The 21128-nt window shown below is 43.1% G+C and carries 23 protein-coding genes; 20 read left to right on the forward strand and 3 right to left on the reverse strand.

Annotated features, from left to right (window positions below):
* Positions 1-179: 179 nt before the first annotated feature.
* Positions 180-590 (reverse strand): hypothetical protein, encoded by a 411-nt coding sequence (locus IEV36_RS10950; protein WP_004772884.1) that lies wholly within the window; start codon positions 588-590, stop codon positions 180-182.
* A 217-nt stretch (positions 591-807) separates the two neighbouring features.
* Here IEV36_RS10950 and IEV36_RS10955 point away from each other — a divergent pair, with 217 nt between their 5' ends.
* Both IEV36_RS10955 and IEV36_RS10960 read left to right on the forward strand, forming a co-directional pair.
* On the forward strand, positions 808-1080 hold the full coding sequence (locus tag IEV36_RS10955; protein ID WP_005258265.1) for a hypothetical protein: 273 nt from the start codon (positions 808-810) through the stop codon (positions 1078-1080).
* Positions 1081-1447: 367 nt separating this feature from the next.
* Positions 1448-2254 (forward strand): SDR family NAD(P)-dependent oxidoreductase, encoded by an 807-nt coding sequence (locus tag IEV36_RS10960; protein WP_005258264.1) that lies wholly within the window; start codon positions 1448-1450, stop codon positions 2252-2254.
* Between the two features lie 65 nt (positions 2255-2319).
* Here the strand turns inward: IEV36_RS10960 and IEV36_RS10965 are convergent, their stop codons facing one another.
* Positions 2320-3132: an IclR family transcriptional regulator gene (locus IEV36_RS10965; RefSeq protein WP_004772879.1), complete on the reverse strand. Its 813-nt coding sequence runs from the start codon at positions 3130-3132 to the stop codon at positions 2320-2322.
* 268 nt (positions 3133-3400) lie between these two features.
* On the opposite strand from IEV36_RS10965, the gene IEV36_RS10970 reads away from it, so the two are divergent.
* The 14 genes from IEV36_RS10970 to IEV36_RS11035 all read left to right on the forward strand — a co-directional run bounded on the left by IEV36_RS10970 (position 3401) and on the right by IEV36_RS11035 (position 16843).
* A complete protein-coding gene (locus IEV36_RS10970) occupies positions 3401-3706 on the forward strand; it encodes a non-heme iron oxygenase ferredoxin subunit (protein WP_004772876.1) in 306 nt (101 codons plus the stop codon).
* Between the two features lie 25 nt (positions 3707-3731).
* Complete coding sequence (locus IEV36_RS10975) at positions 3732-4031, forward strand: recombinase-like helix-turn-helix domain-containing protein (protein WP_004772875.1); 300 nt, start codon at positions 3732-3734, stop codon at positions 4029-4031.
* 17 nt (positions 4032-4048) lie between these two features.
* Positions 4049-5116: a Rieske 2Fe-2S domain-containing protein gene (locus IEV36_RS10980; protein ID WP_004772872.1), complete on the forward strand. Its 1068-nt coding sequence runs from the start codon at positions 4049-4051 to the stop codon at positions 5114-5116.
* Complete coding sequence (locus tag IEV36_RS10985; protein ID WP_005258263.1) at positions 5109-5873, forward strand: SDR family oxidoreductase; 765 nt, start codon at positions 5109-5111, stop codon at positions 5871-5873. The genes IEV36_RS10980 and IEV36_RS10985 overlap by 8 nt, the downstream gene beginning before the upstream one ends.
* 11 nt (positions 5874-5884) lie before the next feature.
* Positions 5885-6817: a VOC family protein gene (locus tag IEV36_RS10990; protein WP_004772869.1), complete on the forward strand. Its 933-nt coding sequence runs from the start codon at positions 5885-5887 to the stop codon at positions 6815-6817.
* A gap of 27 nt (positions 6818-6844) precedes the next feature.
* Positions 6845-8056, forward strand: a complete 1212-nt coding sequence (locus IEV36_RS10995) for an NAD(P)/FAD-dependent oxidoreductase (RefSeq protein WP_005258262.1) — start codon at positions 6845-6847, stop codon at positions 8054-8056.
* Between the two features lie 40 nt (positions 8057-8096).
* Positions 8097-9320, forward strand: coding sequence for an MFS transporter (locus IEV36_RS11000; protein WP_004772867.1), 1224 nt, complete (start codon positions 8097-8099; stop codon positions 9318-9320).
* A 33-nt stretch (positions 9321-9353) separates the two neighbouring features.
* The gene (locus tag IEV36_RS11005) at positions 9354-9875 is read left to right on the forward strand and encodes a cupin domain-containing protein (protein WP_005258261.1); all 522 of its coding nucleotides are present in this window, start codon (positions 9354-9356) and stop codon (positions 9873-9875) included.
* Between the two features lie 33 nt (positions 9876-9908).
* A complete protein-coding gene (locus IEV36_RS11010) occupies positions 9909-10724 on the forward strand; it encodes an alpha/beta fold hydrolase (RefSeq protein ID WP_005258260.1) in 816 nt (271 codons plus the stop codon).
* 22 nt (positions 10725-10746) lie between these two features.
* The gene (locus IEV36_RS11015) at positions 10747-11541 is read left to right on the forward strand and encodes an SDR family oxidoreductase (protein ID WP_005258258.1); all 795 of its coding nucleotides are present in this window, start codon (positions 10747-10749) and stop codon (positions 11539-11541) included.
* A gap of 9 nt (positions 11542-11550) precedes the next feature.
* A complete protein-coding gene (locus tag IEV36_RS11020) occupies positions 11551-12342 on the forward strand; it encodes an aspartate dehydrogenase (RefSeq protein WP_005258255.1) in 792 nt (263 codons plus the stop codon).
* Positions 12343-12354: 12 nt separating this feature from the next.
* Positions 12355-13821, forward strand: a complete 1467-nt coding sequence (locus IEV36_RS11025) for an aldehyde dehydrogenase (protein WP_005258252.1) — start codon at positions 12355-12357, stop codon at positions 13819-13821.
* A 38-nt stretch (positions 13822-13859) separates the two neighbouring features.
* Positions 13860-15500, forward strand: a complete 1641-nt coding sequence (locus tag IEV36_RS11030) for a thiamine pyrophosphate-binding protein (RefSeq protein WP_005258251.1) — start codon at positions 13860-13862, stop codon at positions 15498-15500.
* 149 nt (positions 15501-15649) lie between these two features.
* Positions 15650-16843 carry a hypothetical protein gene (locus IEV36_RS11035; RefSeq protein WP_005258249.1) on the forward strand — a complete coding sequence of 398 codons (1194 nt, stop codon included), beginning with the start codon at positions 15650-15652 and terminating at the stop codon, positions 16841-16843.
* Between the two features lie 90 nt (positions 16844-16933).
* Here the strand turns inward: IEV36_RS11035 and IEV36_RS11040 are convergent, their stop codons facing one another.
* On the reverse strand, positions 16934-17794 hold the full coding sequence (locus IEV36_RS11040) for a LysR family transcriptional regulator (RefSeq protein ID WP_005258247.1): 861 nt from the start codon (positions 17792-17794) through the stop codon (positions 16934-16936).
* Between the two features lie 247 nt (positions 17795-18041).
* On the opposite strand from IEV36_RS11040, the gene IEV36_RS11045 reads away from it, so the two are divergent.
* From IEV36_RS11045 to IEV36_RS11060, 4 genes are all read left to right on the forward strand, one after another.
* A complete protein-coding gene (locus tag IEV36_RS11045) occupies positions 18042-18677 on the forward strand; it encodes an ankyrin repeat domain-containing protein (protein ID WP_373869383.1) in 636 nt (211 codons plus the stop codon).
* Between the two features lie 16 nt (positions 18678-18693).
* A complete protein-coding gene (locus IEV36_RS11050) occupies positions 18694-19155 on the forward strand; it encodes a nucleoside deaminase (RefSeq protein ID WP_005258244.1) in 462 nt (153 codons plus the stop codon).
* Between the two features lie 3 nt (positions 19156-19158).
* Positions 19159-20343, forward strand: a complete 1185-nt coding sequence (locus IEV36_RS11055) for a cyanate transporter (protein ID WP_005258242.1) — start codon at positions 19159-19161, stop codon at positions 20341-20343.
* A 200-nt stretch (positions 20344-20543) separates the two neighbouring features.
* Positions 20544-21128: phage late control D family protein (locus IEV36_RS11060; RefSeq protein ID WP_188393547.1), on the forward strand; the 585-nt coding region annotated here is incomplete at its 3' end.

Raw genomic sequence — 21128 nt, forward strand, 5'->3', positions numbered from 1 at the left:
ATTTGTAATATTTGATAGCATTTCTTTTGGAGAGGGGTAGGTGCTTATATTCTTTTTAATAAAACAAACACTGGTTTAGCATAATTTTGACTTTGATTGCTTTTAAGTTGAATTGCTATTAAAGTGATTTAATTGCTATTATAAGCATTATATTGAGTTATTTTTGTTCTTATTCACATTTAGGTGAATTTATTTAGAACCGAATAGATTGGATTTAAATCCTTATATTTAAGGTCGATTACATAAGATATCTTAGGTTGAGCCTCAATCATTTTTATAATGAGAATAAATGTATCCTGTGGATTGAGTAGGTCGTGATAAGGTTGCGGCTCAATCAAGATCTCATTTTTAAGATGTACAAGGTGAACCTGATCTGAAATTTCCTTCATCTGTGTAATTTGATAATTGTGATCTCTATCGTTGATATTTTCTAAGAAAAAATAAATCATATTGATAAATTTATCTTCTTGTTGATCGATATAGCAAAAGTCTTTGGTAAAGAACTTTTCTGCAATAGAATAGTTTTCTATCGTCAAACTGGTGAGATGCCCTATAAGCGCTATTATTGATATTTTTTCTAGAGAAGACATTTTTGAAAATCCATATTTATTATATTTTTCAATTATATTTTTTATTCTTTTAAATGTTAGTTTTTTTTGATATTTGTCCTATAGTGTTTTTATTTTTAAATTTTTGTGTTTTTGCTTGATTTTTCAGAAATGAATATAGTGGTAATTTTAATTGCTTTCTGTGTTAATTATTAAGTTATGATTTTTATTATAATTTCTTTTATTTTGAGATTGCAAAATGAAGAAATGGGTGTGTGGGAAATGTGGTTTATATAAAAAAATTAATCCAGTTGAGATAACCGCAGGACGAAAAGTATTTTTCATTAAAGTTGATAGCTATATTAATAAGGTGAAAGAGGAGATAGCCAAGGGTGTTATCTTGAGTCGAAGTGGAAGCTCTTTAATTGTATTGTCTGATAACCTTTTGTTTATGGTGAAAGATACGGAAGTCTATCCTGAAGATGCACCGGTCAATTTTGTCTACAATATGTTTGGTGCATGTGAGTGTTAAACTCGGATCTTAACCTCATGATATCCAAGCGTTAGCCGACTCAAATATCATGGATTTATGCTTTTTTGGTCATAACGGGTATGTATTGCCACCGTTATGGTCATTTTAGCTGCTTATGCTCAAACTTATATCACAATGAAAACACCATCAAAATCTATATGTTTACTTTAATCTATTTTCTACGCTTAGTTAAAAAATTAAAACTTATTCATCCTTCTAAATGAATTTTAACCTCGCTAAAACAACAGGATAATTTTTCTCTCTTCTTTGTATTGAATAAACTCATTGGTATTCAGGATTAAAAGCGCTTACATTTTTGAATGACAACGATGTAGTGATCTAAATACTGAACTGCTGGAGAAAAACAATGAATTTAAGCAATAAGACCATCATTATTACAGGTGCTTCAAGTGGGATCGGTGAAGAAGCCGCACTTCAACTCGCTCAAGCAGGTGCGAAAGTTTGTCTTATTGCCCGTCGAGCTGAAGAGTTACAGCGCATTCAGGCGAAGATTCAAGCTCAGGGTGGAGATGTTTCGATCTATCCAGCAGATATTACCGATCAGGAACAGCTGGAGGCTTGCGTAACCCAGATATTGTCAGCGCATGATAAAGTTGATGTTTTGGTCAATAACGCTGCACGTTCAATCAGACGTCCTATTCTTGAGTCACTTGATCGTTTACATGATTATGAACGCACCATGCAGATTAATTATTTTGCTGCTGTGAATATGACACTGCATTTATTACCTCATTTTATAAAAAATGGTGCAGGGCATATCGTGAATATTTCAACCATGTCGACGCAAGTTCCGATTCCTTTGTTCTCGGCCTATCTCGCCAGTAAATCTGCGCTTGAATCTTTTTCCCGTTCTTTGTCGATGGAATTAAAGGACAAAGGCATTGATGTCAGTATCGTGTATTTTCCAATGGTAAGAACGCCAATGTCGTCGAAAACAGCCATTTATAAACATATGAAAATGCTGGATACGCCTGCCGCAGCGGGATGGATTGTAAAAGCCATAGAAGGGAAATCTTATCGGGTCAGCAGTAAAGCGGGGCTGGTTGCCAATGCATTATTAAATACGACACCGACATGGATGATGAATCTGTCTCGACCACTGTTTCAGTTAATGGATAAGCGCTTAAAAAGTAAATTAAAAACGGATGCTTAAGCTTAAAATTTAGGTTAATGATTTTTTGATAAAAGAAAAGCAGCGAAAATTGCTGCTTTTGATCATTAATAAATAAATTTAGAAATTTTTTCTGCAGTTTGAATGACCGCCTCGGCAACATCATTTCTAAAATAGTGTTCATCATAACTACCGAGTGGGCAACTCACGGATAAAACGGCAGCCATTTTATGGGTGGATTGTTTATAAATCGGAGCAGCACAGGCAGCCATGTCGTGATTGTAATGGCCCCAACTCACCATAGAGCGTTGGGTTTTAACGAAACTCAGGCGTTGTAACAATGCTTTAAGATTGGTCGGGGTTAACTCTGAAAAAGTGTCCCATTGATTAAAACCTTTATAGCGCTCTTTAATTTCTGTTTCTGTTAGATCCGCTAACAGCATTTGTCCAATCACGGTTGCATGGGCAGGCCAGCGTGTGCCTAGGCCAATATTACTGGTGAATGTGCCATTGGATTGAATATTGTTAATAAACACAATATGCGTACCTTCTAATATAGAAAGATGCACGGCAAGTTGAGTCTGATCGCGTAACTCTTTCATTAGCGGTGTTGCCAAGTCTAGTAATGACTGTTTGGCTAGGCTATTAAAACCAAGCTCCATAACCTTAGAATCTAAAGCATACGTTTTCTGTGAAGCTTTGCGTAGAAAGCCACAAGACTCCAGCGTATAGATCAGACGGAAAGCACTGGAACGGTTTACATCGAGAACTTCGGCAATTTCAGTAATAGTCATTTCTTGGGTTTGCTGGTTAAACGCTTGCAAGATTGCCAAACCACGCACTAAGCCAGGGACTAAATAGCGTTCCTCATTTTTTATTGCATCAGATTCTTGGGAGTCTGTTTCAATTGTTGAATTCATGTGTTCAATTTTCCTATCAAAAAATCGCAAATTAGTACATTTCGTTTTCTTAGGATTCTATTGTAACTGCAAATAGATTGTTTAAATATTTTTTTATATATAAAACAAAATTTTTTTAGTAAAACGTAAAAGAATGTGTTCTAAAAATCAAGTTATTGAATTTTAAAAATATATTTAATTTGACAGAAAAAACATCATGGGAGTATTCTTATCTAAAGTTTGTTATATCAAATAATGTTTTATATATAAAACAAATGAGGATGCAAGGATGAGTTGGATCTCAGTTTGTCAGCAAGACGACATCACCGAAGACGAGCCGAAAGCCATTGAAGTCGACGGTAAGAAAATTGGCGTATTTTTCATCGATGATAATTACTTTGCCATCGAGAATGTTTGCCCACATGCCTTTGCCTTGTTAACAGAAGGCTTTATCGAAGATCAAACAGTGGAATGCCCATTGCATGAGGCGATCTTTGATATCCAGACAGGTGAGTTGAAGAGTGGACCAGGATGCCGTGATTTGTGCACCTATCCAGTACGTGTTGAAGGGCAGGACGTTCAAATTCAACTATAAGTTTTATTTTAAAGGATGGAATCTCATGAAAACTTTTAATGAGAAGCTAGCGAACTGGATTCATGCCACGCCAGCGACCGAAGCAGGGATTAACAATATTCAGATACCGGGACAGGCAGAGCTACTGGTTTGGCAAACACGTTATAAAGAGCCAACTGTCTATGAACAGGATTTTGTTCAACATCTCATCAAAGCCTTTTCTACAGGCGTCACTGAACTCACTGATTTAGTCCAGTCTTTAAATCAGCAAGGTTTTCGCTGTGAATCTGGTGAGCTTTGGACTTCTGAAAAATTCTCAGAAGAAATGCAACGTTTAGGTTATTAATTCAAGGAAGAATAGTGATGAACGCAGCAGTATCAGTTACTCCAAGTGTAGAAGAGTATTTAGATTTAGGTTTACGTGATCAGTGGCATCCTGTGTTAGCAAGCTGGGAAGTGGCTGCAAATCCAGTCGGTATTACCCGTTTAGGTGAAAATATCGTGGTTTGGCGTGATGCAGAAGGTCAGGTTCATGCTTTGGAAGATCGCTGTCCGCATCGTGGAGCACGTCTTTCTTTAGGCTGGAATCTGGGCAATCGTGTGGCTTGCTGGTATCACGGTGTTGAAGTTCGCCATGATGGCGTTGTGGAAGATGTGCCTGCGGTACATGATTGTCCAATGAAAGGTACTTCATGTGTCAAAAGCTATCCAGTGATTGAGCAGCATGGTGCAATTTTCATGTGGTTTGGTATTGATGCTAATGAAGCACCTAAGCCGCTAGATTTTCCTGAACAACTGGCAAGTGAAGAATGGAGTTCATTCTTATGTCAGGCGGACTGGAAAGTAAATCATCAGTATGCGATTGATAACGTCATGGATCCGATGCATGGTAGTTATTTGCATTGCACGTCACACTCAATGGCAGAGGGCGACCGTACTGCGGAAATGAAACACCGTTCAACGCCAAATGGTTTTGTTTTTGAGAAAGAAGGCCAAATTGGGGTGAATTTTGACTGGGTTGAATATGCCAATACTGGTGCAAGCTGGTTACGCCTCTCAATTCCGTATCGTAAAGATTTTGGGCCAGGTGGTGAGTTCTGGATCGTGGGTTATGCAACGCCAATTGATGCCAACAATACCCGTGTATTTTTCTGGCGCTGTCGTAAAGTCAGTGGCTGGCAACGTAATGTCTGGCGCTTCCTTTACCGCAACCATTTAGAAAAATTGCATTGGGATGTATTGGAACAGGATCGCATTATTTTAGAAAATCTTGCGCCGAATGCCCGTCAACACGAATTCCTTTATCAACATGATGTGGGCCTTTCTCGTTTACGCCGTTTAATGAAGAAAGAAGCGGAAAAACAGTTAAAGAAAATTGCAGCATTGAATACCTCAAACCGTATTGAAATGCAGGAAGAAGTTCATGGTTAATGTCGCATTGTTACAGGACAAAAAAGTCCTTGTCACAGGTGCGGCAAGAGGCTTGGGTCGAGACTTTGCACAAGCGATTGCGGAAGCAGGCGCTCAAGTGGTCATGGCTGATATCTTGACTGATCTGGTACAAGAAGAAGCCGCTGCTTTGCAAGCACAAGGCTTAAAGGTTGATGCGGTGAGCATTGATCTGGCAAATGCAGACTCGATCCAGCAAGCAGTTCAGCAAGCAGCTGAGTGCATGGGCGGAATGGATGGTTTAGTGAATTGTGCCGCACTTGCAACCAATGTGGGGGGTAAAAGCATGATGGATTATGACGCAGATCTTTGGGATCGTGTCATGAACATTAATGTGAAAGGGACTTGGCTCGTGACCAAGGCTGCGGTGCCTTATCTCAAACAGTCCAGTGCAGGCAAGATCATTAATGTCGCTTCGGATACAGCATTGTGGGGTGCTCCCAACCTCATGGCCTATGTCGCGAGCAAAGGTGCATTAACCGCAATGACACGTTCCATGGCGAGAGAACTTGGACCATTCAATATCTGTATTAATACGCTTTCACCGGGATTGACTCTGGTTGAGGCAACAGCTTATGTGCCACAAGAACGCCATGATTTATATGTGAATGGTCGTGCGATTCAACGTCAGCAATTACCACAGGATTTGAACGGAACAGCCCTTTATTTACTATCAGATTTGTCCTCATTTGTGACAGGACAGAATATTCCAGTAAATGGCGGTTTTGTCTTTAATTAAGGAGTAATCTCATGATTACAGGGATTGAGATTTTAAAGTTTGGCGTTGAAGACCGAGCTGCTTCGAATAAATTTTTGGCAGATTTCGGTCTCAAGCAAAGTCAGTCAGATATTGAAGGGACGGATCTTTACCAGACACAAAACGGTAGCAAGATTTACTTATTTGATTGTGATGATCATCGTTTACCAAAAGCCATTGAGTCAGGTTCAACTTTACGTGAAGTGACTTGGGGGCTAGATGATGCGGCACAGGATTTGGCAAATTTAGCACTTCGTCTAAATGATGTAGAGGGTTATCAGGCGACTGCGGATATGGTGCAGTGTCTAGATCCGAATGGTATGACGATTCGCTTTCAGAAAAGCTTTACCCAAGATCTACCTGCATTGAAAACAGAAGGCATTAACCAGTACGGCAATGTACAACGTGTCAATGCAGCAAGTCCTGTATATGACAAAGGACAACCTGTTGCGATTGGTCATGTGGTTTTTTTCACGCCTGATTTAGCAAAGACGGAACAGTTCTATATTGAAAAGCTTGGTTTCTTCTTATCAGATGCTTATCGCAATCGTGGTGCATTCTTACGCTGTCGTGGTAAAGGTTTCCACCATGACCTGTTCTTGCTTTCAGTACCAAATAAACCTGCTGGACTCAATCACGTTGCATTCGTCGTTCGGGATATCCATGAGGTGATTGGTGGTGGATTGCATATGAACCGTTCTGATTGGTCGACTTTCATTGGTCCAGGACGTCATCCGATTTCTTCAGCTTACTTCTGGTATGTCAATTCACCGCTTGGTGGCGCATTTGAGTATTACACCAACGATGACTACCTGACCGAAGAATGGCAACCACGTATCGAAGAACATCGTCTGGAACTCTTTACAGAATGGGCGATTGAAGGCGGTCTGGATGATCATACCCGTCGTCAGGTTAAACCTGCATAAGTACAGATCAGGCAGGGAGAACAAGCTATGGAAAGAATCGTAATTGTGGGTGCAGGACAAGCCGCAGGTTGGGCAGTCAGTACTTTGCGCCAGAATGGATATTCAGGTGAAATTCATGTGGTCTCAAATGAAGACCGTGTGTTTTACGAACGCCCACCATTGTCAAAACAGGTACTTTCAAAAGAAGCCACTTATGAAAGCTTGCATCTGTTTTCTCCAGAGCAGGTGCAGGATTTTAATATCCAATGGCACAAGCCAGCAGTTGCTACTCAGGTAGATCGCCAGCAGAAGCAGGTGGTTCTGGAAAGTGGTCAGGTTTTACCGTATGACAAATTATTGATCGCCACAGGTAGCCGTGCCCGTGTTCCTGTGAACACATGGCAGTTTATTCCCAATGTGGTGACTTTACGTAATGTTCAGGATTGTGAGCGTTTAGCCGAAATCTTGCAGCATTCGCAAAAGTTAGCCGTGATTGGTGGTGGCTGGATTGGTCTGGAAATTGCAGCGACGGCACGTAAACAAGGCAAAGAGGTTCATATTTTTGAATATGGCGATCGTCTTTGTGCACGTAGTGTTAGCCCTGATGTATCTGCTTTTCTAAAAAGCATGCATGAGCAACAAGGGACACAGATTCATTTAGACAGTAAAAATCTGCATTTGATTGAAGCGGGTCAACAAAAAGTTGAAGTGGTCAATCATCCGAATGCAAGTGAGCTGTTTGATTGTGTGGTTGTAGGTGCAGGTGCTGATATTGCCAAAGAGCTTGGTGTCAATGCGGGCTTGGACGTGAAAGATGGCATTGTGGTGAATTGTTTTGGACAGACTTCTGACCAGGATATTTATGCCGCAGGTGATGTTGCGATTCATCCAGGGCTTGGGTATTGCATTCAGTCATGGGCCAATGCACAGAATCAGGCCATTGCCGCTGCAAAATCAATGCTGGGTATTGAAACCGAATATAGCGATATTCCGTGGTTATGGTCAGATCAGTATCACTTTAATATTCAGATTTTAGGCACTTATCAACCTGAAAAAACAGGGCAGATTGTGGTTCGTAAAAGCGCAGATGATCAATGCAGTTATTTATATCTGGATGAGCAGAATCGTTTACTTAACATGATCGCAATCAATGATTCAAAACTGGTCAAACTGGCAAAGCGCTGGATGCAGTCGAATACCGAGTTAGACCCAAAATTATTAGCAGACCCTGAATTTAATGTAATGAAATTAAAACCATAAACATTAGATTCGGTTCATGACTCAATCGAAGGGATGAAGTATGAGTAATGAAGAAAAAAGTGGATTAAAGCATTGGGTTCCTGCTTTCGTCCTGATGGTATGTGTCGTTCTGGCATTTTTCGACAAAATCAGTATCGCGGTCTTGTTTGCTGACCCGCACTTCCAAGGTGCGATGGGGATTGCTCAAGATAAGGCAAAACTCGGATGGCTCATGACCAGCTTCTTGTTGGCTTATGGTTTTTCCTCGGTCTTTTTGAGTTTCCTCGGCGATATCTTTAATCCGAAGAAAATGCTGTTCTGGAGCGTCGCATCGTGGGGCATTTTAATGTTCTGTATGGGATTTACCACCAACTATACCGGTATGTTGATCCTACGCGTTTTGCTCGGTTTGGCTGAAGGACCATTGTTTGCACTGGCGTATGCCATCGTGAAGCAAACCTATACCGATCGCCAGCAAGCGCGCGCTTCGACCATGTTCCTACTAGGTACGCCGATTGGTGCATTTCTGGGTTTTCCAATTACTGCCGCAGTGCTTGCGAAGCACGACTGGCACACCACATTTTTTGTGATGTCAGGTTTAACAGTGGTTGCGCTACTGGCGATTGCATTTGGTCTACGTAATTTACAACTCAAGAAAACCATTGAACTTGAATCAACCAGCAAACGCCTGAATTTCAAAGGTCATATTCACAACACCAAAGTGCTATTACAGAACCGTGCGTTCTGGCTGGTGTGTATTTTCAATATTGCATTGATGACTTATCTCTGGGGCTTAAATAGCTGGGTGCCTTCTTATCTGATTCAGGACAAGGGCTTTAACCTGAAAGAGTTTGGTGTTTATTCAAGCCTTCCATTTATTGCCATGCTGATTGGTGAAGTGATCGGTGCTTTCCTTTCTGACAAGTTAGGCCGCCGTGCTGTTCAGGTTTTCAGTGGCCTGTTGGTGGCAGGCATCTTTATGTATGTCATGGTCATTATGACCGATCCTATTCTCGTGATCGCAGCAATGTCTTTAAGCGCAATGGCTTGGGGCTTTGGTGTCGCAGCAGTATTCGCTTTACTTGCCCGTGTAACAACTGCCGATGTTGGTGCAACTGCGGGTGGAATTTTCAACGGAATGGGTAATTTTGCTAGTGCAATTGCACCTGTTCTGATCGGTTACATCGTGATGCAAACACATAGTTTTAATTTAGGAATTACCTTCTTGGCAGCCGTCGCTGTGATTGGATCATTCTTCTTAGTTCCTTTATTGAAACGTTATTAATCAAAATATTGAACAAAACCTAGGAGTTAAAACATGACTACTCAACAATTCGAATCATGGACACAACCTGAAGGTACAAATTTACAAGACTGGTTGAGTACACGTATCGCACGCTTTGAAACACGTAAATATGATTTTGATGCCTTGAAGTTCCAAGCGGACTATGACCCGAAATATCGTCGTGCACAAATGCGTTATATGGGTACTGGTGCAACAGGTGTGGTTAATGATGGCAATACGGTTCCAGCTGAAAACTTTACCTTTTCAACCATGGTTTTACCTGCGCAATGTGAAGGGCCTTTGCATATTCATCACGATGTTGAAGAAGTGTTTTTCATGTTGCGTGGCGAAATTGACCTGTTCATTGAACATAACGGGGAAAAATTTGAGACCAGACTGAAAGAGCGTGACCTGATTTCAATTCCACCGGGTATTTATCGTGGTCTGTTCAATCCGGGTCAGGAAGATGCCTTGATGTGTGTGATGTTGGGTGCTGGTAAACCAACCATCCCGAACTATCCACCTGAGCATCCATTGTCTCAAATCAAACGTTAATCCGATTGATCTTATAAATGTTGAAGGAATGACATGATGACACTGATTGAGCGTTTAACTCACTATCCAGTCAAAACCGTTGCCGTAAATGGCGCTGTGCAAGCTTATCGTGAAGCAGGTCAAGGCCAGCCGCTGATTTTGCTGCATGGAATTAGCTCAGGTTCAGCATCCTGGATTAATCAGTTGGAGACACTCAGTCAGTATTTTCATGTCATTGCCTGGGATGCACCGGGCTATGGTTTATCTGATGGCTTAAACACAGATCAACCCAATGCAGCCGATTATGCGGAGCGAGTATTGGGCTTGATGGATGCGTTGAACATTGCAAAAGCCGTTGTAATTGGACATTCATTGGGGGCCTTACAGGCCAGTGCGTTTGCCCATCTTTATCCTGAACGGGTACAGACCTTAGTGATTGCCAATGCAGCACAAGGTTATCAACGTTCCGATGAAGACACCAAAGCACAGGTTTATCAAAAACGCCCGAATATGTTGAAAAGCTTGGGCAATGCAGGCATGGCTGCCAGCCGTGGACCGCATTTGATTTATAAACAGGAACCTCAGGCACTGGCTTTGGTCAGTGAAGTGATGGGGCAACTGACATTAGATGGTTTTACCCGAGCATCTTATTTGCTGGCGTATGACGAAATTCGAAATTATTTAACAGAACTTACTGTTCCTTGTGTGGTGATTGCGGGTGACAAGGATGGAATTACGCCTGCGCAAGCGATCAAGGAACTTGCGATAGAAATGCAATTGAGCCGATGTCATCTCATTACAGATGCAGGTCATCTGAGTTATGTCGATCAACCTGAACAGTTTAACGACATTGTTTTATCGGCACATTAAGACTTAAACGAGAGATATGGATATGAGCTTCCAAGTTGAAGGAAAAGTAGCAGTTGTAACAGGTGGCTCGTCAGGCATTGGTTTGGCTGCAGTCGAAATTTTAGTTGCAGAAGGTGCCAAGGTGGCGTGGTGCGGTCGAGATGAGCAGCGTTTGGCAGCATCAAAATTGTATATTTTAGAAAAATATCCGCATGCCAACATCTTCACCAGTATTTGCAATGTTTTGGATAAAGAAGACGTAAAACGCTTTGCACAACAGGTCAATCAGAATCTGGGCAATGTCGACATGCTGATCAATAACGCAGGTCAGGGGCGTGTATCTAATTTTGAAAATACCCAAGACGAAGACTGGATGAAGGAAATTGAACTGAAGTATTTCAGTGTATTACATCCAGTACGTGCTTTCTTAAACGATTTAAAACATTCGGCATATGGGTCGATTACCAATGTGAATTCTTTGTTGGCACTGCAACCTGAACCGCACATGATTGCGACTTCATCTGCACGTGCAGCATTGCTGAATTTAACTCATTCACTGGCGCATGAATTTACCCAGTACGGTGTTCGTGTCAATTCAATTCTTTTGGGCATGGTGGAATCAGCACAGTGGAAACGCCGTTTTGAAACCCGTTCTGATCCAAATACAACATGGGAACAGTGGACAGGCAACATTGCCAAAAACCGTGGCATTCCAATGCAACGTTTGGGCAAGCCAGAAGAGCCAGCACGTGCCTTGGTGTTCCTAGCATCACCTTTAGCATCGTATACCACAGGTTCGACACTCGATGTCTCTGGTGGATTTAACAAACATTTATAAGGTGTTCACATGAAGCAGTTGATGATGATTGGTTTTGGAGCGATGGCGGCAGAAGTGTATGCCCACATGCCACAAGACCTGCAACTTAAATGGATTGTGGTCCCTGCACGCAGTGTAGAAAAAGTACAGGCGCAGGTTGCGGCTGATGTGCAAGTGATTAGTTCAATCGAACAATGTCAGGGGACACCTGATTATGTGATTGAAGTGGCAGGACAGGCTGCTGTGAAAGAACACGCGCAAAAAGTTCTAGAAAAAGGCTGGACCATTGGCCTGATTTCAGTAGGGACTTTGGCGGATAACGAATTTTTAATTCAACTGAAAAAAACGGCAGAACAAAACGATGCGCATCTGCATTTATTGGCAGGTGCAATTGCCGGGATAGATGGGATCTCTGCGGCCAAAGAAGGCGGTCTGGAAAAGGTCACCTATAAAGGCTGTAAGAGTCCAAAAAGCTGGCGTGGTAGCTATGCGGAACAGTTGGTTGACCTCGATCAGGTTAGCGAAGCAACGGTTTTCTTCCGTGGCACAGCAAGAGAAGCAGCTTTGAAGTTTCCAGCCAATGCCAATGTGGCAGCAACGATTGCACTGGCAGGACTAGGTATGGATAACACTATGGTCGAGCTGACGGTTGATCCGAGCATCAACAAAAACAAGCACACCATTGTGGCAGAAGGTGTATTCGGTGAAATGACCATTGAACTGGTCGGTGTGCCATTGGCGAGTAATCCAAAAACCTCAACCTTGGCTGCATTAAGTGTGATTCGCGCTTGCCGCAATAGTGTTGAAGCAATTCAGATTTAAAAGGATTTGATGATGGTAAAGGAAATTTATATCGCAGGTGAATGGCGATTAGGTAAAGGCGCTACGATTCAAAGTTTATTTCCAGCAGATCAATCGGTGAATGCTGAAATTTCAACGGCGAGTCTGGAAGATGTCAATGAAGCTATTGAAAAGGCAGATGCGGCTTGGCGTAAAGCTGAGTGGCGCAACAGCATGCCGCATGAACGTGCCCGTATTTTATATAAAGTAGCAGACATTATTGAAGCGCGTGTAGATGAACTTTCAAAGTTGCAAACTCGTGATAATGGCAAGCCCTTGGCTGAAACTCGTGCCTTGACCATGAGTGCGGCAGCAACAGCGCGTTATGTAGCAGCTGCCTGCGAAACCTTGAATGACGAGTTGACCACGCAACGTGCCGCAGATTTCATGACCATGAGCGTGCATGAACCAGTGGGCGTGGTCGCTGCAATTACCCCGTGGAACTCGCCGATTGCCAGTGAAGTACAGAAATTGGCACCTGCACTTGCGGGCGGTAATGCAGTGATTCTAAAACCTGCGGAAGTGACTTCTTTGATTGCATTGGAACTCGCAAAAATCTTTGAAGAAGCGGGTTTACCGAAAGGTTTGCTCAGTGTATTGGTCGGACGCGGTTCTGTGATTGGTGATGCAATCGTAAAGCATCCTTTGGTACGTAAGATTTCATTTACGGGTGGAACCACCACAGGTCGTCATTTGGCACATTTAGCAGCCGATAAACTGATCACAACCTCTTTAGAACTTGGTGGAAAATCACCAACGATTGTATTGCCAGATGCAGATATTGAACTGGCAGCCAAAGGTGTGGCTTACGGTATTTTTAGTTCGGCTGGACAAGCCTGTATTGCAGGTTCGCGCCTGTTTGTACACAGCAGTATCTATGATCAATTTCTCAGTCGTCTGGTTGAAATCACCAAAGGCTTGCGTGTTGGGCACCCTGAAACCGCAGGCGTACATCTCGGCTCTTTGATTAACCCGAAGCATTTGGCTTCTGTCGATGACTATGTACAGCTCGCGAAACAAGAAGGTGGACAAGTCCTTGTGGGTGGTCATGCCTTAACCGAAGGTGAGTTTGCCAAAGGTAGCTATTACTTACCAACCATTATTACAGGCTTAAGTAATTCAGCACAAACCTGTCAGGAAGAGATTTTTGGTCCTGTGCTGGTGGTGATGAAATATGACGATGAACAAGATTTGCTTGCACAAGCCAATGACAGTTGTTTTGGTCTTGCCGCAGGCATCTGGACTGAAAACTATCGTAAGGCATGGCAAATTGCTCGTGCTTTAGAAGTGGGTACGGTCTGGATCAATACCTATAAAAAATTCTCGATTTCAGCGCCATTTGGTGGCTTTAAAGAAAGTGGTATCGGGCGTGAAAAAGGTCGTTTAGGCATTTTGTCTTACATGCAACAAAAAAGCATCTATATGGGATTAAGCGAGCAGCCAAATCCTTGGGCGAATTAATACATTCATGGAATGAACAGTTTTTGAGGAATATACAAATGACAGAACGTGTAAATGTCGGCGAAGCCATCGCCCGTGTTTTAGAAGCACACCAAGTAGACAGTATTTATGGTGTGATCTCGATCCATAACTTGCCGATTGCTGATGCAGTTGGTCGCCGTGAAAAAATCCGTTTTGTGGCGGCACGCGGTGAAGCCGGTGCGGTCACGATGGCAGATGGTCACTCTCGTTTTAAAGGACTTGGTGTGGCGCTTACCAGTACTGGCGCGGGTGCAGGTAATGCAGTCGGTTCACTGATCGAAGCAATGAATGCAGGTAGTCCTGTATTGCATTTAACCGGGCAAGTGGAACGTGAATATCTGGATCGTGATGCCAGCTTTATTCATGAAACCAAAGATCAGCTGACTTTTTTACGTGCATCAAGCAAAGCTGCATTTCGTATCACCAGTCCTGACAATGCGGTGGGTGTGATCCGTGAAGCAATTCGTGTAGCCACTACAGTACCGATGGGGCCAGTGAGCGTTGAGTTACCGATTGATGTGCAAGCAGCAGAAATCGATTTGCCACTGAACTTGGGGCCAGTAAAAGCCCTTGAATTGCCACAAGCTGAACAGGTCGAAGTCGACTTAATTATTGAAGAACTGAAAAAAGCCAAACGCCCAGTGTTCTGGATCGGTGGTGGTACGTTGAATAGCGTTGCAGAAGTCAAAGCTATTGCTGATCTTGGGATTCCTGTGGTGTCATCAACACATGCGCGTGGCGTGTTGGCCGATGATCATCCACGTAGCTTAGGCGCATTCCATAACTCGGCTGGTGTTGAGCAGTTACTTAAAGATGCTGATCTATTAGTAGTGGTGGGTTCACGTTTACGTAGTAATGAAACCAAGACTTATTCAGTGCAATTCCCTGACAATATTATCCAGATTGATGCCAATCCAGTCGCACAACAGCGTAATTATAAAGTTCGTAATTTCATTTGTGGTGATGCCAAAGATGTGCTGCAACGTGTATTGACGGGCCTGCAAGGTATCTCAAAAGTTGACGCAGATTATGATGCAGCTGTGGTTCAGGCCAAACAGGCGGCAATAGATGCGCTACGTACTCAGTTAGATCAATATGCCTTGATTTGTGATCACTTACGTGCTGCATTACCGCAAGATGGCATTTTTGTACGTGACATTACCATGTCAGGTAGCACTTGGGGCAGCCGTTTATTTCTAGTACAGGCGCCAAACCAGAATATTCATTCTCTAGCAGGTGCAATTGGTCTAGGTCTGGCAACTGCGATTGGTGCTTCGATTGCCAATCCTGACAAGAAAGTGATTGGCTTGGTGGGTGATGGCGGTTTGATGTTAGGTATCGGCGAAATCGCAACCATGGCGCAAGAAAATACCAATATGGTGCTGATGATCATGAATGATGGTGGTTATGGCGTGATGCGCGGTATTCAAAATAACTACTTCGGTGGTCGCCAGTATTTCAATGAATTGCATACCCCAGACTATAAAGTCTTAGGCGAAGCAATGGGGGTGAAGAGCTGGAAAGTGGGCAGTGCGGATGAATTTAAGACCGTGATTCAGGAAGCGGTTGATTTCAAAGGTCCAAGCGTAATTGAACTAGATATGAAGTCAATTGGACCATTGAACTTTGCAGGGCCACCACAGAAAAAACTGTACTAATCCCGCTGAGCATTGGCAGTCGGTGCTGATGTGAAGACCGCTTTATGGGCAAATTTTTTTGTCCATAAAGCGATAAAAACTATGTTTTATAGGTAAAACAAAAAAGCTAGCCAACAGGATCGTTGGAACAAAAACCAAGGAATCAAGAGATGAAAAAGACCTCTATAGCCATGCTATTTGCTGCATTGTATTTGGGTAGCAGTTCAAATGTATTTGCACAAAGCTCAGCCCTAGAATGGAAAAGTGAAGACGGTACGGATTCAGTACAAGTCGGTGGTGTGGTGCGACTCAATCAGCGTTATGAAAATTGGGAAGGGCCGAATGGTGGATTCGGTAAGCTGTATTTCGATATTTTTCGGGTGGATTTAAAAGGCAAATTTGATGATGCCTATTTTAATGCCAGTTATCTGTTTCAAGATCAGGAAAAGCGTTCGGTCGAGAAAGCCTATGTCGGCTATAACCTAGATGAAAATAACAGTATAGAAGCAGGTTTTGTCTATAAACCTTTTGCGATCTATCCCTATCCGCAGAATGGCTGGACATACCATATTCCATTCTTCCTCGGCTACGGCAATAACGTTGCGCCAGGTTTGAACTGGAATTTTCATAACAAGGACTGGGATGTAAAACTCGGCTATTATCCGCAAATGCTGGAGACCAGTCTGCGTTACTCGCCTGAAAGTGCAACCTATGACGATCTTTCAGAAAATGCTTTCCCGAATCAGAAAGCCTATCAAAACGAAAAGCGTCATCAATTTAATACCCGTATTGTACGCAAGCTGGAAACCGAATTCGGTAAGCAAGAGTTTGGCGTTTCAGGTGCGATTGCGCAATTGCATAATAAAACGACTGATAAAAATGGTCAGTATTATGCGGTAGGCCTACATACCGATAATAATTACAAACGCTTTAATTTACAAAGTTCTGTGATTCATTATCAATATGATGCCAAAAACCCAGATGGGGTTAGTAATGATGTGACCTTGATGGGCAATAATGGATTTACACCTGCATATTTCATTGCTTCGGAAGCCACTGTTGCCAGTTTAAACCTTGCTTATACCTTGCCTGTGCAGGATATGGGTAAACTCAAAGCCATCCGTTTCTATAATGACTATAGCTATATGGACAAGAAGCGTGATGATTGGTCAGCTTCACAAATGAATACCACAGGGATGATGTTTATTGCTTCGCCATTTATGGTATGGGCCGATTACACTTGGGGTAAAAACTCCAATATCATTGGTGGGGCTTCAAATGCTACAGGCTATACCTCAACCGTTTCGCCGTATAGTGACCAATGGCTTTACCGCATCAATTTAAATATTGGATTTAGTTTTTAAAGCATTTCCGATCTTATCTAAAAGGGCAAATCGAAAGGTTTGCTCTTTTTATTTTAAGGATCATTTGAGTTTTTGATTCACGCTAACGATTTAATTTTCTGTTTTGGACATTTCAAAACGTCTTTGCAGTACAGCGGTCATTTGCTCCACCAGCTTTGCCACCAAACCGTCCTTATCCCAAGCATAGATCGAAACTGTCATCGGATTAGCCTTACCTAATGGAAGATATTCACGTACCCGATAGCCTTTGGTAGTTGCAACAGGCAGTAGCGACAGGCCGAGTCCAGTTTCGACGCCGACCAGTACGCTGGCTAAACTATTGCTGGTAAAGGCAATATACCAATGTCGCCGTTCACGTTCGATTCGTTCAAACATGTCTTCCCGATATAGCCCACCTTGTGGAAAGGTCACCAGTGGAATCGGATCTGACCAGTTTCCGCCATGATCAATACTTTCAAACCAAGCCATTTCTTCAGGGAAAGTCGCATGATGATCCGCGCTGGCAAGGGTTTCTTTGACAATGACCAGATCAAATTGTCCATTTCGATAGCCTTCCATCAGATCACGGCTCAGTCCTGCGGTCACATCAAGGCGAATACTCCGATGCTGTTTGCTAAATGCACTTAATGCCAGCGCCATATCGGTATTCATAATATCTTCGGGTAAGCCGATATGAATCGGGATGGTGCCCGTCGGATCACCGAGCACATTTTGTGCCTCTTGCTGAAGTGCCAGAATACGTCGAGCATAGCTAATCAGATATTCGCCTGCGCTGGTGAGTTGCAGTGGTCGGGCATTTCGATCAATCAATTGTTTGCCCACAGCTTGTTCCAGTCTTGCCAATTGCTGACTGACTGTCGACTGCGTCATGTGCAAGCGTTCTGCCGCTAAAGTAAAACTGCCCGCTTCAATAATCGTGACAAAGGCGCGTAACAAGCGTGGATCAAACATCGCAATAACTCATTGTTTGGAATTATTTTTCCATTTAAGACTTAAATGGCTATTCATTATCTTAATACATTTGATTCAATAATTTAATTTTTAAATAGTTATGAATCTCGTTATGCTCAAGTCACAAATTGATTGATTGCAAGGATGACATCACTACAACTCAAAGCGTTGTCTGCATCTCGCTGTCTTTTCGGTATTTGCATGGAGGAAGTCGATGAACAAGTCCCTAATCGCTGCTGCTTTGGTGATGACATTATCCGCATGCGGTTATGCAAGCTCAGGAGATCCAATGCACAATGATGCGTTACGTCAGGCTGCGGCACAAAATGATGTGGCCCAAATCGAGCAATTGTTGCCTAAAACTGCCCAAATCGATGCGCGCGACTCGTCGGGCTCAACCGCACTGATGATTGCGACACGAGCCAACAATATTCAGGCTGCGCAAGCTTTGATTCAGGCTGGAGCTGATGTCAATGCCAAAGATAATATTCAGGACAGTCCTTATCTTTATGCGGGTGCAAGAGGACATTTAGAGATTTTGAAAATGACGTTGCAACATGGCGCAGACCTGAAAAGTACCAATCGATATGGCGGTACAGCATTGATTCCTGCAGCTGAGCGGGGTCATGTCGAAACGGTTAAAACACTGATTGCAGCAGGCGTAAAGATTGATCATGTCAACAATCTGGGTTGGACTGCATTGTTGGAAGCCATCATGTTAGGCAATGGTGATAAGCAATATCAGCAAATCGTCGACCTTCTAATTCAGGCAGGTGCCAATGTCAATCTCGCTGATCGTGAAGGGGTAACGCCATTGGCTCATGCTCAGGCACGCGGTTACAAGACGATTGAAAATGTATTATTGGCGGCTGGTGCAAAATAAGGCTGAGAGTATGAACATGAATAACGATACAGATTTTCTTCGGCAGGCCATTGAACTGGCTTATCAAAATAGTGAGGCAGGTGGACGTCCATTCGGGGCTGTGATTGTCAAAGATGGGCAAGTGATTGCTTCTGGCGTCAACCAGATTCTCAGCACTAATGATCCCACTGCACATGCAGAATTACAGGCCATCCGTGCTGCCAGCAAACAGCTCAACTCGGCTAATTTAGAAGGATGCATTGTTTTTGCCAGTGGCCATCCATGTCCGATGTGTATGGCTGCGATGCGTATGGCGGGTATACAGGCCGTGAATTACGCCTATTCAAATGAAGCAGGTGAACCCTTTGGCTTATCTACCGCCGCAATTTATGCAGACCTCGCCAAGCCTTTTGCAGAGCAATCGATGCAGATTCGCTATGTCCCTGTACGGCTAGAGCACAAACCAGATTTATATGCTTACTGGAAATCATTGGCCTAAATTATGATGACCTCCTTTAATCATCGTCCGATGCTGATCGCAACTGTGGCATTGGTCGGACTCAATTTACGGCCTTTTATGACCAGCATTGGGCCAGTCGCGAATCCGATACGAACAGGGACCGGCCTGAGTTTGCAAGGGATTGCCTTACTCACTTTGGTTCCTATGCTGTTGATGGGAATCATTGCCTTTGTTGGGCCTTCGATACAAAGTGCGCTGGGTGAGCGTAAAGCCATTCTGACGGCTTTAGCAATTATCTGTCTAGGATGTGCATTACGTTTTATTGTGCCGAATGGTGGATTCTTGATTTTGACTGCTGCCATCATTGGCTTAGGTGTGGCGATTGTACAAGCCTGCTTTCCAAGTATGATCAAAAGAGAATTTGCGGATCATCTGGGGCCGATGATGGGGCTATATTCAGCCATGTTGATGGGCGGCGGGGCTTTGGGTGCTTTAATTGCGCCGATGGTCACTAGCGTGAGCGGGGACTGGAAAATTGGTCTATCTATTTTCACTTTACCCGCCATTGCTGCATTGCTGCTTGCCAGCTGTTTTTTAGCTCGACCTGCAAAATCTCAATACAAACTTCCATCGGTTGGTGTATTCATGAAACAGCCACGGACATGGTTGTTGATTTTTTGCTTTGGGCTGATCAATGGTGGTTACAGCTCAATCGTGGCATGGCTGGCACCGTCCTATCAGGAGCGGGGCTGGAGTGCAACAGCGAGCGGTAATTTAATGGCGCTACTGACACTCAGTCAAGCTGCGGCAGCACTGCTATTGCCTTATTTATCCCGCACTAATAAAGACCGCCGGATCTGGATTGGTTTAACTTTGCTCATGCAACTGCTTGGATTTGCGGGCTTGGCTTTTATCCCTGAATATCTGCCTTATCTATGGGTCGTGGTTTTAGGGGCAGGCTTGGGTGGCAGTTTTGCTTTACTGATGATTGTGGTGCTCGATCATCTGGCTGATCCCGCACATGCAGGTCAGCTTTCTGCCTTAATGCAAGGTGGTGGTTTCTTACTTGCAGCCATTGCACCTTGGCTACTTGCTGTATTTCACGGTCTTACAAGTGGTTATACCCTTGGCTGGATTTGGCATTTGGCAATGGTAGTGGTGGTGAGCATATTGGTGATCAGGCTCAACCCAACACATTATGCAAAAGCCATCCGCTTGGTAAAATAAATCATCTGAAGCTAAGTTAAAGAAAAACAAGGTGTTTATTTTTTAACTTTTTTAATAAGGACGTATCGCGTAGTTAACAAGGAAGTTTAAAAAAATAAATAGAATGTGACATTTATTGTCATCTATAGACAGAACTGTATAGACATTAAATCGTTTTTTTGAGTAAAATATGGCAAATTTAATGAAATGTTCTATAAAAAATGTTGAACAATATTTTTAAGGCTCTGGACAGTTTAGGCCTCACAGCACAGAAACGTGCGATCCATATTCAATTTTCAAATCAAAATTTAAATTCCCAAGTCTTCCTGCAACGTATCGATGGTCAGCATGAATTAAACGCTGGCTTTAAGGCAGAGCTGATCTGTTTATCGACCAATGCTGCCATTCCACTTAAACAATTTATTGGCAGCCAAGCCGCAATTGACACCGTTACCGATCAGGGCCAACTGAGCCGTGTCACAGGCATTATTACTCAAGCCTTACAAGGCCAGTCTGACGGTAGCTTAACCCTCTATAAACTCACGCTCGAAGACCCAACCGCACTGTGGAAACAACGCCGTAACAGCCGCGTGTTTATGAATAAAAGCGTGCGTGATGTGGTGGAAATTGTCTTTAAAGAATGGCAACAAAAAAGCCCCTTATTTGCCTCGAGCTTAACGCTTGATTTAAGCGGACTCAGTCAAGACTATGACGTCCGTCCATTTATCATGCAATCCAATGAAAGCGACTATGACTTTCTGACTCGTCTGATGCGCAGTGAAGGGATTAACTGGCTGGTTGATGAA

The organism is Acinetobacter vivianii, assembly GCF_014635885.1.
GTDB classification, from domain to species: Bacteria; Pseudomonadota; Gammaproteobacteria; order Pseudomonadales; family Moraxellaceae; genus Acinetobacter; species Acinetobacter vivianii.